This is a genomic window from Lactobacillus helsingborgensis (genome assembly GCF_000970855.1).
Lineage (GTDB): Bacteria > Bacillota > Bacilli > Lactobacillales > Lactobacillaceae > Lactobacillus > Lactobacillus helsingborgensis.
On the sequence record NZ_KQ034046.1, the window covers coordinates 1,080,158 to 1,096,491 of the forward strand.

Here is a 16,334-nt window from a genome sequence, read left to right on the forward strand (position 1 = left end):
AAATCACACTCCTTCATTAATTTTTTGTAATAATGCTTTGCAGAAACCGATGTCAGTTATTCCTAAAACCTTACGTTTTTTACCAATTGCTTGTGAAATTTCCGTACTATTAAATTCTGTAATAACAGAAACTTCATATTTTTGAGCCAAATTAGTAATTTTCTTGCTTGTATCAGTTTGACTGTCTTGAGCGAGAATAACCAGTTTAACTTTTGCGGCTTTAACACCCATTGAAACAACTTCAAAGCCGGAAACTAATTTACCAGCTTTTTGACTTAATCCCAGCAAATTTAATGCTTTTTGTCTATTTTGCAAATTTAATTATCACCAAACAATTCTTTTCTAGCTTTTTGATGATCAACGTATGAATATAGCTCGTCATAAAATTCTGCTGGAATCTTAGTTCCTAAACTACGTTCAATAAGTCCTTTTTCTTGAGCATTTTTTATTTGATCAGGATCTAGAGAAACATAAGCTCCACGACCCGGTTTCTTACCAGTTGGATCAACCGAGACATTTTTCTCTTTGTCAACTACGATGCGCACCAATTCTTTTTTTGGTTGCATAGTATCTGTTAACAGATCTTTTCTCATCGGAATTTTTCTCTTTTTCAAAAAGCTCACCTCTTATGCTAATCTTCAGTAGAATCTACTGTTTCCTCATCTGTGGCTTCTTCATGTTCATCCGGAACTTCTGCTTCTTCAGATGTCAATTCTTCATTAGTATTTTCATCATCTACAGCATCATCTTGCACTTCAGGTAAAACAGTATCATCAGTGGTAGAATTTTCAGCTTCTTTGTTCTCCTCTTCTGCTTGGGCACTGCTTTCATCAACAAATTCTACTTCAGACTCTGGTCTGATATCAATTTTATAACCAGTTAATCTAGCTGCCAAACGAACATTTTGACCTTTTTTGCCAATTGCCAGCGATAATTGATAATCAGGAACAATGACTAAAGCACTCTTTTCATCATCTTCATCTCCAAATTGCACAGCAATTACTTCCGCAGGATTAAGAGCATTGGCAATATAGTCAGACGGATCATCTTCATATTTGACTACATCAATATTTTCACCGTCAAGTTCGTTCACAACATTTTGTACCCGCGCACCTCTTTGACCAACACAGGTACCGACAGGATCAATATTAGGGTCATTAGATTTTACCGCAATTTTAGTTCTGTCTCCAGCTTCACGAGCAATCGAAACTATTTCAACCGTGCCATCATATATCTCAGGCACTTCTTGTTCAAACAGTCTCTTGACCATATCCGGTGCAGTCCGTGAAACCGTAATTTGCGCACCCTTAGAATCAGAACCAACGTGGGTTACCAATACACGAATTTGATCTTGAGGATTATAAACTTCACCGGGCATTTGATCATTTCGAGGCATTACTGCTTCAACATTACCAATTTTAACATAAACGAAACGATTATCACGTCTTTCAACAGTACCTGTAATTAATTCGTCTTCATATTGAGAATATTCATCAATGATATGATTTCTTTCAGCTTCTCGCAAATGTTGCATGATAACTTGTTTAGCAGTCTGTGCAGCTATCCGGCCAAAGTTTTTAGGTGCGACTTCGAATCTAATTTTATCACCAAGTTCATAAGCCCTATTGATGGTTAAAGCATCCTTTAAACTAATCTCCAATCGTTCATCATGAACTTCTTCAACGACAGTCTTTTCGGTCATTAACTTAAAGTCGCCTCTGCGCTCATCAAACTCAACTATCACATTAGTGGCTTGATTATAATTTTTCTTATATGCCGCTACCAGCGCTGCTTTGATGGCCTCAACAATCACATCCTGTTTGATACCTTTTGTCTTTTCTAAAGTAGCAAACGCCTCAAGCATTTCTTTAGACATAAATTTTAATCAACCTTTCTAAAACTCAATTGCAAATCTAATATTCGCAATTAATTTACGGGGAAGCGATAAAACTTTTTTCCTAGTTTTAACTTTAACAACAAGTTCGATTTCGCTGTCAGTGAATGACTTTAAAGTTCCCTCATATTCTTTTTGTTTTTCAACTTTCTGGTAAAGATTGACATGAACATATTGATTTAGAGCCTTTTGCCAATCGGCTGCAGTTTTTATTGGTCTTTCAATACCAGGAGATGATAATTCCAATACGTATGGATCTGGAAAAGGATCTGGTTGCAGCTGGTCTAGTTTAGCTGAAATTAATTCACTTAAGGCTGCAATTTCATCCATATCAATGCCATTCTCACGGTCAACGTAAATTCTTAAATAGTTTTGACCTTTTTCATTAACGTATTCAGTATCCACAAGTTCATCATTGCGCTTTGCAATAATTGGTCTTATCTCATCAAGAACAAAATCTTTAACTTTCGCCAAGTACTTTCCTCCGTAATAAAAAGAGTGAGCAGAACTGCTCACTCCGAATTATCTATTCGAACTTCTTTATCAAAGTATATCACATTTATATTATTACTGCAAAACTTAAAAGAGTGAAAGCTGATTTTGTTCCGGCATTCCTGCCAATACTTCATTTTCTTCCAAGTAATCCATAATTGTCTGAGACACTTTGCCCCGGTTTGCCAGGTCTTCTTTTGACAAGAACTTTTGCTCAGTTCTGGCAGCAACTATTTGTTTTGCAGCATTATTGCCTAATCCAGGGACGGCATTAAATGGTGCCAAAATTGTATGCTGATCAATTATTTTAAAATTAGTGGCTTCAGACTGATTAATATCAACCATTTTAATTTTAATTCCGCGCTCTAGGCATTCGTTAGCAATCTCAAGGACTGTGAGTAAACTTTTATCTTTTGCTGAGGCATCATTACCCTGATTTTGAATATCAGCCATTGCCTTTTTAACAGTATTTTTACCATGACTCATAGCCACCAAGTCGAACAAGTCAGCCCGAACTGAAAAATAAGCTGTGTAATAAATTTCAGGATAATAAACTTTAAACCAAGCAATTCTTAAAGCCATTAAAATGTAGGCAGTAGCGTGTGCCTTAGGAAACATATATTTAATTTTCAGACATGACGGAATATACCAATCAGGTATTTTATCATTTTGCTTCAAAACAGCCATGTCATCGTCACTAATTCCGCGACCATGACGTACCGATTCCATTGTGGAAAAAGCTACTTCAGGTTTAACGCCCCAGTGAATTAAGTCCATCATGATATTGTCCCTACAACCAATAACATCCTTCAGTTTGCAAGTACCATTATTGACTAATTCTTCAGCATTTCCCAGCCAAACATCAGTACCATGTGATAGTCCAGAAATCTGCAGTAATTCTGAAAAAGTAGTCGGCTTAGTTTCTTCCAGCATGCCCCGGACAAATCTTGTACCAAATTCCGGCACACCTAATGTTCCAGTTTCTGACTGAATTTGTTCTGGGGTTACACCGAGAATTTTAGGACTGGAAAAGAGTGACATCACTCCTGGATCATCAGGTGGGATAGTTAACGGGTCAACTCCAGAAAGATCTTGCAACATTCTAATCATAGTAGGATCATCATGACCTAAAATATCGAATTTTAGAATGTTGTCATGGATTGAATGAAAGTCAAAGTGTGTTGTCAGCCATGCAGCATTAACATCATCTGCAGGATACTGAACAGGCGTAAAATCATAGATATCCATATCATCTGGAACTACAACAATACCAGCCGGGTGTTGGCCAGTTGTGCGTTTGACACCGCTGACACCAGCTGCAAGTCGGTCTAATTCAGCTCCACGCAAATTTAATTCTTTCTCATCATCATAATGCTTAGCATAACCATAGGCAGTTTTATCGGCTACTGTAGCTATTGTGCCCGCACGATACGAGTTTGCCGGACCAAACATTACGCGAATAAAGTTATGAGCTACCGGTTGATAGTCACCAGAGAAATTCAAATCAATATCAGGAACCTTATCACCATGAAAGCCTAAAAATGTAGCAAACGGAATATCTTGACCGTCTTTAACCAACTTTGCGCCACAATCAGGACATTTTTTATCAGGCAAGTCATAACCTGAACCATATTCACCATTTTCAAAAAATTGGGAATACTGACATTGCGGACAACGATAATGTGGTGGTAATGGATTGACCTCAGTAATACCAGACATTGTCGCAACCAAACTGGAACCGACAGAACCCCGCGAACCAACCAAGTAACCATCTTTATTTGATTTAGCTACCAACCGCTGTGAAATTAAATAAATGACAGCGTAGCCATTGGAAATAATGGAATTAAGTTCCATATCAAGCCGATCTTGCACAATTTTAGGCAAAGGATCACCATATAGTTCATGTGCTTTATCGTATGTCAAATGCTTCATTTCTTCATCAGCATTATCAATGTGCGGTGGGTAAAGTCCATCTTTTATCGGTGAAATTTCTTCAATAGACGCCGCAATTTTATTAGGATTAGTGATGACAATTTCTTTTGCCGCTTCTTCACCTAAAAAACTAAACGCGTCAAGCATTTCCTGCGTGGTATAGAAATGCATATCAGGCTGCTTTTTGTTACGATCTGGATTACTGCGTTGAGCCGAAATTAAGATTGTCCGGTAAATAGCATCGTGTTCTTCAACATAGTGTGCATCCCCAGTGGCAACAACAGGTTTATTCAGTTCTTTTCCGAGTTTATAGATATTAGTTAAAATTTCTTCCAGCTCTTTTTCATCGGCAATTAAATGATCTTCAATCATAATAGAATAATTAGCTGGTGGCTGTATTTCTAAATAATCGTAAAAACGGGCCTTTTTCCGAGCTTCATCATAACCTTTCTGCATCATTGCCACGAAAACATCGCCTTCTGAGCAACCAGAACCATAGAGCAGACCATCGTGGTTTTTTACCAAATCAGATTTAGGTGTGCGCGGAATGCGGTAAAAATCTTTGGTACTGGCAATTGAAACTAAACGGTACATATTCTTTAAACCAGCCTGATTTTTAGCCAGAATAGTCATATGCTGTGGACGTGCCCTTTTAAACACTTGACCATGAGCAGCATAATCATTCATTTTGCCTAAATCATCTTCATGGTATTTTTTGTTAAAAGCATCTAAAAGCTTAAACATTAAATAGCCTGTTGCTTCCGCATCTTGATTAGCCCTGTGGTGGTGCTCAAGGACAACATTATACTTTTTAGCAAGGGAATCTAATGTATGTCTTGTCTGTTCCGGATGAAGCAAACGTGATACTTCCAACGTATCAACCACGGGCTGGGTAATTTCTGCTAGGTGAGCTCGTCTCAAGGCTGCATTAACAAAGCCCACGTCAAACTGGACATTATGCCCGCAAAGAGGACGATCGCCATAGAAATCCTGAAATTGCTTAATTACTACAGTTTCATCATCAGCCGCTCCAACCATTTCATCAGTAATTGAAGTCAGGTTAATAGTTTGTTCGCTTAACGGGTGATGCGGATTGATAAACTTATCAAACCTTTCTAACACCTCTCCGTTTTTCATTTTTACGGCGCCGATTTCAATAATTGTATCGTAAACCGATGAAAGACCAGTAGTCTCAACGTCAAAAATAACAAATTCACGATCTTTGTATGTCATCGAAGCTGGATTAATAACCAGCAAAGCGTGATCGTCAATCATATTTGCTTCCAGACCGTAAATTATTTTTACGCCATTTTTTTTACCCGCATTATATGCTTCCGGAAAAGCTTGTACGTCCGCATGATCTGTTATTGCTATTGCTTTTTGACCGAACTTTTTAGCTGCTAAGACAAAATCCGTTGCAGTATTCGTAGCATCGAGTTGGCTCATATTCGTATGTAAGTGCAACTCAACTCTTTTTTCATCACCCTGAAATTTTTCAGTCCTACCAATATGCTTTACCACTTCAAATGACGAAATGTTAAATACAATATCATGGCTATACTGGTCTTGTGACGCAGAACCCTGCATTTTAGCCCATGTTCCGGGCTTCACATCACGCATGCTTTGGATCTGCTCATCATCAGAAATAAATTTTTTAAATGAAATTGAGTCAGTATAATCTGTTATTTCTCCAGTAAAAAGCAGTGAGCCGGTTTTAAGTTCACGACTGGAAATGTTAAAAATATTGCCTTCAATAACTACATTTCTACTTCCGTCAGTAACTTCTTTTATTTGAGAAACAGGTATACTTTCATCTAGCTTACGATTACCGTAACGGGTCTTTTTGGTTGGAAAAGAAGTAGGAGCTGGTTTTTCCTGAGGCGGTGCAGCATCATATTTTTCCTGCATATTTTGTTCATGCTGCTGCTGCAATTTTTGCAAACTGGCTAAATTATTTTGTGAATTCTCTTCATCCACTTTTGTCACAAATTTTAAGTTAAAAAAGCCAAAATTTCTCATTTCTTCAGCTAATTGGTCAAGCATTCCTTGTTCCAACAAGCCGTCAACAATTAGATTGTCTACAGGAATGACCCAGCGACCATTTTCTTTTTCTGGTTTATGACTTGAAATAAATTCACGCGCTACCTGCTGCAATGCGTTAGAGTTTTGTACAGCAAACTGCCAGTAATCAGTTAAGTAGTCATCTGACCCATCTTGAGAACGCACAAATAAACGAGTATTGACAAATGAGGAAAAATTGGCTGTTATTGCCTTATTTAAAGCATTATAAGTTTCAAATTTTAACGGTGTAGTAAAAAGAACATGGATATCCCACCTGTGTTCTTTAGCGTAAACATCCACGTTCTCAATTTCGCCTTTTTGCAGTAAATCATTATCTGCAAATTCTTGCGGAAACTTTATCTGCTGCAATAACCTTAAAAATAGTTTATTTTTATCAGTCACGAAAATTACCTTAACTCTTTATTAATAAAATCGTCCAATTCGGACAATGTCATTTCTGTAGCTTTATCTTCAGTAGGCTTTTTAACCTCGACTACTCCTTCACTGGCTTTTTTACCAACCGTTACTCTCACTGGAGCACCTAGTAAATCAGCATCAGCAAATTTGACGCCTGCTCGTTCATTGCGATCATCATATAATACATCATACTTAGCACTATATTTTTCTTCAAGTTTTTGAGCTAAAGAAGTTTGATCATCATCTTTCATTTTCATTTGCACAATATGCAAATCAAATGGAGCAATTTCTTTTGGCCAAGCAATACCATTTGGAGTCAAATGTTGTTCAATAACAGCAGACAAAACTCTGGTAACGCCTATCCCGTATGAACCCATAATAACTGGTTGCGATTTGCCATTTTGATCCAAAAAGTTAGCGCCCATAGCTTTAGTGTAATAGGTTCCCAGTTTAAAAATGTGTCCTACTTCAATAGTAGTTGTGAATTTTAATGGTAAATGATCAATTGGATCTGGTTCACCTTCATTAGCAACACGAATATCTCCGAATAGGTCTGGAGTAAAATCACGGTTTAAATTCACATTTTTAATTTGGTAACCAGATTTATTTGCACCTACAACAACATTATATAGATTTTTAACAGTATTATCTGCTACTACTTTATCAGCCCAATCAGCTTTAAGTGGTCCAACGCTGCCTTTACCAACGCCGGTTATGTTTGCTAATTCTTCATCAGTAGCAATTCTAAGTGAGTCAACATCAAGTAAATGCTTTAATTTTACTTCATTGACCTCTTTATCACCACGAATCAAGACTAGGATGTTTTCTTTTTCATTAGCAACATAAAGCACACTCTTAACAATTCTAGTTGCTGGAATATTTAAAAATTTAACCAAGTCTGCGATACTCTCTTGTTCAGGAGTTGCAACTTCTGCTAATTGACCCGGTTCCTCTTTTTCTTGCTTGAACGTGTCAATACTGCATGCCATTTCCAAATTGGCTGAATAGGTGCCAGTCTCGTTGGTGGCAATAGTATCCTCACCAATTGCTGCGGGAGCCTGGAACTCAGTTGAGTTCTTGCCTCCCATAGTGCCGGAATCGGCTATTACAGGAGTAACCTTTAAGCCGCAACGCTCAAAAGCGGCCGTAAAAGCTTTTTTCTCATCATCAAATTGCTGATCAAGCTGTTCTTTAGTAGCAGCAAAACTATAAGCATCAAGCATGATAAATTCACGCGATCTTAATAAACCAAAACGCGGTCTATTTTCATCTCTAAATTTAGATTGAATTTGGAAAAGAGCAATAGGCATTTGCTTATAGCTTTTTAAATCTTTAGCAACAATATCAGTAAATGTTTCTTCATGGGTTGGCCCAAGCAGGCTTTGACGACCATGTCTGTCCTTCAATTTAAACATTTCCGGACCATACTTTTGCCATCTGCCTGATTCTTCCCATAGGGTAGCGGGTAATAAATTTGGCATTGCCATTTCGGGCACATTAATCTTTGCCATTTCTTCCCGCATTATTTGCTCGGCTTTACTTAGTGCTCTGTAGCCTAAAGGCAAATAAGCATAAACTCCAGCTGTAACCTGACGAACATAGCCGCCCCGGAGCATAAGTTTATGACTTTCAGCTACAGCATCTGCTGGTGCTTCTTTTAAAGTCGGCATAAATAATTTAGATTGTCGCATTAAATTTCTCTCCCAAACTAATATTTTTATTTAATAAAGTAGCGATAGATATCGTTACCCGTAACTGCAATAATTAAAATAAGTAGTAAGCCGAAGCCTATTAATTCAACCATTGCTTCGTGATTTTCAGAAATTGGTTTACCTCTGAAAATTTCTATAATGTTCAGTAAAAACTTGCCGCCGTCAAGACCTGGTATTGGAATTAAATTGACAATGCCCAAGTTAATTGAAATCATAGCTAAGAAAGCCAGAATATAGGTAAAACCCATTTGTGACACTTGCGAAGTCTGTGAATAAATTCCTACTGGTCCAGAGAGTTTATTTAAACTAAAATGTCTAAAAAGCCCTCCAACTGCCTGAAAAATCAGACCAGTAGTCGAAACCGCTGTATCCCAGCCACGCTTAAACTTTGCTCCTACTCTTTCATCGCCTTTGGCTCCAATACCAATTTGATAAACTTTTTGTCCTTGAACTTCAACAGGATTTGGCTTTAAGGATACCGTCTTTTTTTGTGCATCTTTAGTTAACGTAACGGTCACTTTTTTCCCTTTGCTGTTATTGATTGCTGTAGAAACTTGGGCAAAAGAATTTATTTTATGACCATTAACTGCCTTTATTTGTGAACCGGCCTCAATTTGGGCATTTGCAGCCGGTGAATTGGGCAAAACTTCCGCAATTGTAGTAGTTGCTGGACCTGGCACTGTAAAAGTCCAAATCAGAAAAACTACAAATCCCAAAATAATATTCATTAAGGGACCAGCAACATTGGTTGCCAGTTTTTGCCAAACATTTGCTTCTTGGAATTGTGTATCTCTGGGTGCAATAATCAATTCCGTTTTGGATTGGTCAATAATGGTGGCATCATGGTTGACATGATATGTGACCAGCTTATCTTCTTCACCATTTTCATATCCGGAAATTAATAGTGCATCTACCAGATCAACTTTAGTAATTTGCAAAGGAATGCCAGCAATAGGTACATCTGATTCGGATGCATCAATTCTAACTACTTCTTTTTGCTGATTAAGTTGCAAAACCACTCTCATACCGGGAGCTAAAGTTGTGTCATCATCTTTACTTGCCAAACGCACATAACCTCCTAAAGGAAGCCAGCGGATGGTATAGGTAGTAGGATTGCGTCGAACTTGAAAAAGTTTAGGACCCATGCCGATAGAAAATTCACGCACTAAAATACCGCATTTCTTTGCGACGATAAAATGCCCAAATTCATGTACAAAGACCAATATTCCAAATACAACTAAAAAGATAAGTATACCTTTCACAAGAACCCTCCTAGTGTATGATTCCTAGTAAAGCTGCAAATACGGGTAAAACAAATAGCATACTATCGAAGCGATCCAAAATACCACCATGACCAGGCAAGATTTTGCCAGAGTCTTTAACACCATAATAGCGTTTATAGGCGGACTCAACTAAATCGCCCATTTGTCCTACAATTGACAAAACAAATGCAAAAATTATCATTTCAACTTGTGGATGGTGCAAGTCAACAAAGTAAACATAAATTGCGGCACAAATTACGGCACAAACTGTACCTCCGATTGATCCTTCCCAAGTTTTGTTGGGACTAATAACAGGCCATAGCTTATGTTTACCTATTTTACGTCCAATCATGTAAGCACCGGTATCAGTCAACCAAACAACTACAAAAACGTAGCAAAGTAGCGCAAGTCCATTATTGGCATTTCTAATGCCTGCCATGTAATGAAAACCCGTACCAACATATAGTGAGCCTAACGTATAAACAGCTACGTCATCAAACGAAGTATTATTCTTGGTTAAAACTGTCCAAGTCAGCATCAACATGATGAGAGCAAAATAGATGCCGTATTTAGTCCAATGAAATGGCAGTGAGTTAATAAAACTATCAGGTACTGCCCAGGTTATTGTCGCTAATAAAGCTAATAAAAAGTTTACTGAAACTAATATTTGCTTTTTCATTAAAAAGAATTCACTAATTCCTACGGCTGCAAAAGCAACAGTGAGCCAGTCCATCCAGAGCCCGCCCATAACGACAATAGGAATAAATAATATTAAAGCAATTACTGCTGTGATCACACGTTGTTTCATAAAATTACCTAACTATCTGATTCATCAACTTTACCAAAACGGCGATGACGGTTTTGAAAGTCCTCAACCAATTTTACCAAATCTTCCTTGGTAAAATCCGGCCAATTTTTCTCGCTAAAAGCTAACTCAGAATATGCCAATTGCCAAAGCATGAAATTGGAAATTCTTTGTTCACCCGAGGTTCTAATGAGCAAATCTGGATCACTATATTGCCCAAGACTTCCTGTCATTAATCTTTGAGAAATCATTTTTTCATCAATATCAGCAGCAGAAATTGAACCTGTCGCAACTAAAGTAGCTAGCTCTTTAACAGCCGTCGTAATTTCTCTTCTTGAGCCGTAATTAAACGCAAAGTTTAAAACAAGTCCGCTGTTATTAGCAGTTTCAGCCATCGCTCTTTGCACAACATCATAAGTTTTAGATGGCAATTCATTCAAATAACCCATAATGTTGACTTTGACATTTTCCTTCATCAATGTAGGCATAAATTTATCAAAAAAACGTACAGGTAAATTCATGAGATAAGCTACTTCTTCTTTTGGCCTAGCCCAATTTTCAGTGGAAAATGCGTATAAAGATAAAACCTTTATTCCCAGTTCATTAGCTGCCAAAGTAATTCTTTTAACATTATTCATGCCTTCATAATGACCTGCAATGCGTTTCTTGCCTTGCCTAGTAGCCCAGCGACCATTGCCATCCATAATGATAGCCAAATGGTTCAATTGATTCTTTTTTTCTGCCATCTAATCAGCCTTGAGTAATTTCCTTACGTTTTTCCTCTGCAAGCTTGTCAATCTTTTTGGTTGCATCATCAGTAACCTTTTGTACTTGCTTTTCTAGATTACGTTGCTCATCTTCAGTTATTTCATCGTCTTTTTGCTGTTTTTTCAAGCTAGTCATTGCATCACGACGAACATTTCTAATAGCTATCTTGCCTTCTTCAGCCAATTTATTTACTTCTTTAGCAATTTCTTGGCGTCTTTCACCAGTCAATTGTGGAATTACCAACCTAATGACTTTGCCATCATTTGCTGGTGTTAAACCTAGGTTAGATGCTAACAGAGCATGTTCAATATTATCAAGACTATTTTGATCATAGGGTGTAATTAGCAAAACCCTTGGTTCAGGAATAGTCACACTAGACATTTGAGTTAACGGTGTCGGTGCACCATAATAGTCGACTTTAACACCTTCAAGCAATGCAGCATTAGCTACACCAGCTCTAATAGAGCTCAGGTTTTTCTCAAAGACGGTAATCGACTTTTTCATGTTTTCCTGAGCTTTTTTGATTGCATCATTATTCATTATTTTTTTCTCCTCCAATCATTGTGCCGATATTCTCACCCATGACAACCTTCTTAATATTGCCTTCAGTATTAACATTGAAAACAATAAGCGGTATGTTTGTATCCATTGAAAGTGAGCTGGCGGTTCTATCCATGACTTTTAAGTTTTTAGAGATAATATCTAATTGGGAAAGTTCGCTGTACTTTTTAGCATTAGGGTCAATCTTTGGATCAGCAGAGTAGACTCCATCAACTCCATTCTTGGCCATTAAAATTACATCTGCCCCGATTTCAGCTGCTCTTAAAGCTGCTGTAGTATCAGTTGAGAAATATGGGTTTCCTGTACCTCCACCCATAATCACCACTCGTCCTTTTTCCAAGTGACGAATAGCTTTTCTTCTAATGTATGGCTCAGCAATCTGTCTCATTTCAATAGAAGTTTGTAATCTAGTAGGAACACCAATATGCTCAAGACCATCTTGAAGGGCTAAACCATTCATTATTGTGGCAAGCATACCCATATAATCTGCTTGTGAGCGTTCCATACCTAGTTTGGCACCAGTCTCTCCGCGCCACATGTTACCGCCTCCGCAAACGATGCCGATGTCAACGCCTAAGTCATGCACCGACTTGATTTCTTTTGCCAGATGCCCAATTACAGTAGGACTAATGCCAGTTCCTTCATCTCCAGCTAAAGCTTCACCAGAAATTTTCAAAACTACTCGCTTATATTTAACTTTAGTCATGACAACCTCCTCTATTAACTTTAGTTATTCTACCATATAAAGACGGCAAATGTGGACTTAGAAATAAAAGAGAGAGATTTCTTAAAAAAGGCTTTTGCTAAATCATGAAAGAATAGTAAAAAATCCTGAGGTGATTTAACTTCAGGATTAATTTTTAATAAAAGAGAAATATTAATATTTATTCTCTCTATTAATTTGTAGCAGTAAATTATAAAGAGAACCGTACAAATTTGATTCATTTCTAAAATGAGCAGAAACAATACTTGGTTTAGTCAATGTACTGCCAATTATCGGATTATATTCGTTTACTAATTTGTCATACGCTTTATTGATACCATTGATTAAAATCGGCTGTGCGCTAATTCCGCCACCAATAGCTACTTTATTAATATCAACCACAGTTTGCATATTAAGGATCAGAACGGCAATTTTAAAACAATAATCATGAAAAATTGCAACAGCTTCCGGAACGCCTTCTTTTATAACTTCAAAGGCATGTAGACCATCATTTTCATCTTGATAATTAACTTTTTGATTAACAGCTTTAACAAATTTGACTGCCGAGCCATTAACTCCAAGCGCTCCCTGCATATCTTTAGGAAGAGAAAGGTTGCTAATCATAAAACTTAATTCTCCAGCCTGATAATGCGTACCGCGCAAAAGATGTCCGTTAATTATTATACCGCCGCCAACACCTGTTCCTAAAGTGATAGCGGCACAGTTAGTCTCATCTTTCAAACTTCCGAGCCAATTTTCAGCCAAAACGCTGGCCTTGCCATCATTAATCACGGCTACAGGAATGTGGAATTTCCTGCCATAGATTTCCGCAAAATCAATCCCATCTAAAAAAGGTAGTGAACCACCAAATCTAATCTTGGTATTTTCAATCTTGCCCGGGGAACAAAAAGCTATGCCTTTTACTTCATCTATGTGGTTTTTTACAATTTGATCTACATCGCTTAAAAATTGTTCTTTGTTTTGCTTAGTTGGTATCTTACTCTTTTTTATAATATTACCAGCAGAGTTTAAGACAGCAAATTTGATTTCAGTACCACCAATATCAACAGTTAAATAATTTCTCATATATCCCTTGTAATTCCTTATCTAAAAAGCTCAATGCATTTTTGCAGCAGCAATAAAAATTATATTTTAAAAAAGTATAAATTCCAACCCCCTAATTTTGAAAATGAGATTATCAAAAAATAATTGAATAAGCTTCTTTACTTCTATCATATTTTTTAAAATAATAAATGCAAGACTTAGTATTAAATAAGGATCTGAGTAAATGAAAAAATACCCCTATCCAGCTTATAAAAAAGCTGATATTGGTGATTATCTCAAAGTATTTGCTTGCACAGCAGTCATGACTCAACCAATAATGTCCCTAATTATGGCTGAAGGGCAATCTTACTATACCCAGGACATTTTTGGCATCATGTATAACTTAGTTAAATATACAGCACCAGCATTTATTTTTGGCATACTTTATTCCACTATCCGCACTTGTGATCTAACTGGTAGTTTTTCTTATCAAAAATACCTGCGCTCAAATTGGTCAAATCTTTTTGTTCCAACTATATGGTGGACTTTAATTTACTTACTAGGAATGCCGTGGTTACAACAAGTAAATAAGTTTACCAACTTCTGGTCATTTTGTTGGCACTTTGTTAGCGGCAACGCTGCACCTCATTTATGGTACAACACCATGATGTTGCAATTTATCATTTTAATGCCTTTTTTCTGGGCCCTTAGCCGCTTTATTGGTAAAGATGTCAAACGAGGCATCACGGTAGCAATCATAACTTTTATCTTCTATTTTGCTTGGCTTAGATTCTATGATTATTTTGTTTTTCATGGCCAGCAAGAAAGAAGTTGGTACCTTCTTGATCGTATTTTTATTTCTTTTATTATTTATGGTGTTTATGGTGTACTTGCTTGGCAACTGCGAGATTATGTCAATGCATTTTTGCAAAGATTTTGGTGGCTAATATTGATTGCCTTTGGCGGATGCTTTTTTTGGACTAACTTTGAATTACAAAATTTTGGTCACCCGGTACTTTTTGCTAATGCACCATATTATAAACCGTCAATGACTTTTTATTGCTTAGCAGTCATTGCCTTAATTTCGTCTTTTTGCTTGTATCAAGTCAGAAAAAATTCAAAAATTAGTCTACAGGTTTTTCACTTTTTAGCCGCTTACGCCTACCGAGCTTACTTATCAAATGTCTTTTGGGACCAAATTATTTGGTATGGCTTAAATATCAAACATTATGCCATTCTCCATCCTTTTTGCAGCTTTTGGGCGACCTGGTTATTAACGTGGCTATTATCTTTTGTATCCGCATATTTTTTACATGTTTTCTGGGCTAATACTAAAAGCTATTTACAAAACAAAATAAAAAGGCACTTATTAGTGCCATAAATATTTTTTAAAATGCTTCTATCTAATTAAGTAATTTCCATTACAAATGCTGCGCCTTGCGGAGTAGATAGAAAAATTGCCCCGGCAATTAAGATTAAACCAGTTAAAAAAAGCGTGACCTTAACTGATTGAGACGTGTTTTTGGCAAAACACATATATATTAAAAATGCCCCGACTGCTAATGAAATTAGCATTACCCAAAATCCCATAAGTTTTCACCGTCCTTAAAATAATCTTAATTACAGAATAGATGATAGGTTTAATAATATAAAGGAAATTTGAAAAGCTTAATTCTAATTAAATCACTTTTACTTTAACTTAACATTAGCAATAGTTTAATTTGGTGTAAATCTCATAAACGACAAAAAACCTTATCCTAATGGATAAGGTTTTTTATAAAGAATTATCAAATATTATTTCATTTGTTCTTTTACTTCAGCAGCAAAGTCTTCTTGCTTCTTTTCGATACCTTCGCCAACTTCGTAACGCTTGTAGCCAACAACTTCGCAACCTTCAGACTTAGCGTATTCAGCAACAGTCATGTCACCATCTTTAACGTATGGTTGATCAACTAAGCATATTTCGCTAAGGTACTTGTTTACTCTACCTTCAACAATCTTAGGAATAATATTTGCTGGCTTACCTTCATTTTCTGTTTCTTTAGTGAAAACAGCCTTTTGACGGTCAAAATCAGCCTTTGGCACAGAGTCCTTATCAAGATATTCTGGATTGATTGCTGCAACGTGCATAGCAATGTTCTTAGCAGCTTCTTCACTGTTACCTTTTAAAGTAACAACAGCAACAATTGCACCGCCGTTGTGCTTATAAGCACCGAAAACTTCATCATCGTTTTTGGTAATCAAATCAAATCTTCTTAAAGTGATTTTTTCACCAATAACGGCAGTAAGGTTAGTAATTTCTTCACCAATTGTGGAATTGCCCATTGGAGATTTTAATGCTTCCTCAACGTTAGCTGGTTTAGCTGCTAAAATCGCCTTAGTCACATCATCAACTAATTTGATAAATTTATCATTTGAAGAAACAAAATCAGTTTCAGAATTGATTTCGACTACAACAGCATTATTTCCTTCAAAAGCATATTCAGCTAGGCCTTCAGCGGCGATACGACCACTCTTCTTAGCAGCTTTAGCAACACCATTTTCTCTTAAAATGTCAATTGCTTTTTCAATATCGCCGTCAGCTTTAACCAAAGCCTTTTTGGAATCCATCATTCCGGCACCGGTACGGTCACGCAATTCTTTTACTTGTTTAGCAGTAATATTTGCCATTATTTATCCTTCC

15 protein-coding genes are annotated in these 16,334 nt (G+C 36.9%); 1 reads left to right on the forward strand and 14 read right to left on the reverse strand.

Annotated features, from left to right (window positions below; all coding sequences use genetic code 11):
- Positions 1-3: 3 nt before the first annotated feature.
- The 12 genes from JF73_RS05010 to JF73_RS05065 all read right to left on the reverse strand — a co-directional run bounded on the left by JF73_RS05010 (position 4) and on the right by JF73_RS05065 (position 13,693).
- Complete coding sequence (locus tag JF73_RS05010; protein ID WP_046327224.1) at positions 4-315, reverse strand: ribosomal L7Ae/L30e/S12e/Gadd45 family protein; 312 nt, start codon at positions 313-315, stop codon at positions 4-6.
- Between the two features lie 2 nt (positions 316-317).
- A complete protein-coding gene (rnpM, locus tag JF73_RS05015) occupies positions 318-614 on the reverse strand; it encodes an RNase P modulator RnpM (RefSeq protein WP_109918474.1) in 297 nt (98 codons plus the stop codon).
- Between the two features lie 17 nt (positions 615-631).
- Positions 632-1,876 (reverse strand): transcription termination factor NusA, encoded by a 1,245-nt coding sequence (gene nusA, locus JF73_RS05020; protein ID WP_046327225.1) that lies wholly within the window; start codon positions 1,874-1,876, stop codon positions 632-634.
- Between the two features lie 18 nt (positions 1,877-1,894).
- The gene (rimP, locus tag JF73_RS05025; RefSeq protein WP_046327226.1) at positions 1,895-2,368 is read right to left on the reverse strand and encodes a ribosome maturation factor RimP; all 474 of its coding nucleotides are present in this window, start codon (positions 2,366-2,368) and stop codon (positions 1,895-1,897) included.
- Between the two features lie 105 nt (positions 2,369-2,473).
- Positions 2,474-6,781: a PolC-type DNA polymerase III gene (locus JF73_RS05030; protein ID WP_046327227.1), complete on the reverse strand. Its 4,308-nt coding sequence runs from the start codon at positions 6,779-6,781 to the stop codon at positions 2,474-2,476.
- 5 nt (positions 6,782-6,786) lie between these two features.
- Positions 6,787-8,487 (reverse strand): proline--tRNA ligase, encoded by a 1,701-nt coding sequence (locus JF73_RS05035; protein WP_046327228.1) that lies wholly within the window; start codon positions 8,485-8,487, stop codon positions 6,787-6,789.
- A gap of 26 nt (positions 8,488-8,513) precedes the next feature.
- Positions 8,514-9,770, reverse strand: a complete 1,257-nt coding sequence (gene rseP, locus JF73_RS05040; protein WP_046327229.1) for an RIP metalloprotease RseP — start codon at positions 9,768-9,770, stop codon at positions 8,514-8,516.
- A gap of 10 nt (positions 9,771-9,780) precedes the next feature.
- Positions 9,781-10,578, reverse strand: a complete 798-nt coding sequence (locus tag JF73_RS05045; RefSeq protein WP_038522967.1) for a phosphatidate cytidylyltransferase — start codon at positions 10,576-10,578, stop codon at positions 9,781-9,783.
- A gap of 8 nt (positions 10,579-10,586) precedes the next feature.
- Complete coding sequence (gene uppS, locus JF73_RS05050) at positions 10,587-11,321, reverse strand: undecaprenyl pyrophosphate synthase (protein ID WP_046327230.1); 735 nt, start codon at positions 11,319-11,321, stop codon at positions 10,587-10,589.
- Between the two features lie 4 nt (positions 11,322-11,325).
- The gene (gene frr / locus JF73_RS05055; RefSeq protein ID WP_038522972.1) at positions 11,326-11,883 is read right to left on the reverse strand and encodes a ribosome recycling factor; all 558 of its coding nucleotides are present in this window, start codon (positions 11,881-11,883) and stop codon (positions 11,326-11,328) included.
- The gene (gene pyrH / locus JF73_RS05060) at positions 11,876-12,610 is read right to left on the reverse strand and encodes a UMP kinase (RefSeq protein WP_038522975.1); all 735 of its coding nucleotides are present in this window, start codon (positions 12,608-12,610) and stop codon (positions 11,876-11,878) included. Before pyrH ends, frr begins: the two co-directional genes overlap by 8 nt.
- Before the next feature lie 171 nt (positions 12,611-12,781).
- A complete protein-coding gene (locus JF73_RS05065; protein WP_046327231.1) occupies positions 12,782-13,693 on the reverse strand; it encodes an ROK family protein in 912 nt (303 codons plus the stop codon).
- 202 nt (positions 13,694-13,895) lie between these two features.
- Here JF73_RS05065 and JF73_RS05070 point away from each other — a divergent pair, with 202 nt between their 5' ends.
- On the forward strand, positions 13,896-15,032 hold the full coding sequence (locus tag JF73_RS05070) for an acyltransferase family protein (protein ID WP_046327232.1): 1,137 nt from the start codon (positions 13,896-13,898) through the stop codon (positions 15,030-15,032).
- Between the two features lie 26 nt (positions 15,033-15,058).
- On the opposite strand, the gene JF73_RS05075 is transcribed toward JF73_RS05070, so the two are convergent.
- On the reverse strand, positions 15,059-15,241 hold the full coding sequence (locus JF73_RS05075; RefSeq protein ID WP_046327233.1) for a hypothetical protein: 183 nt from the start codon (positions 15,239-15,241) through the stop codon (positions 15,059-15,061).
- 204 nt (positions 15,242-15,445) lie between these two features.
- A complete protein-coding gene (tsf, locus tag JF73_RS05080; protein WP_046327234.1) occupies positions 15,446-16,321 on the reverse strand; it encodes a translation elongation factor Ts in 876 nt (291 codons plus the stop codon).
- Positions 16,322-16,334: the final 13 nt, after the last annotated feature.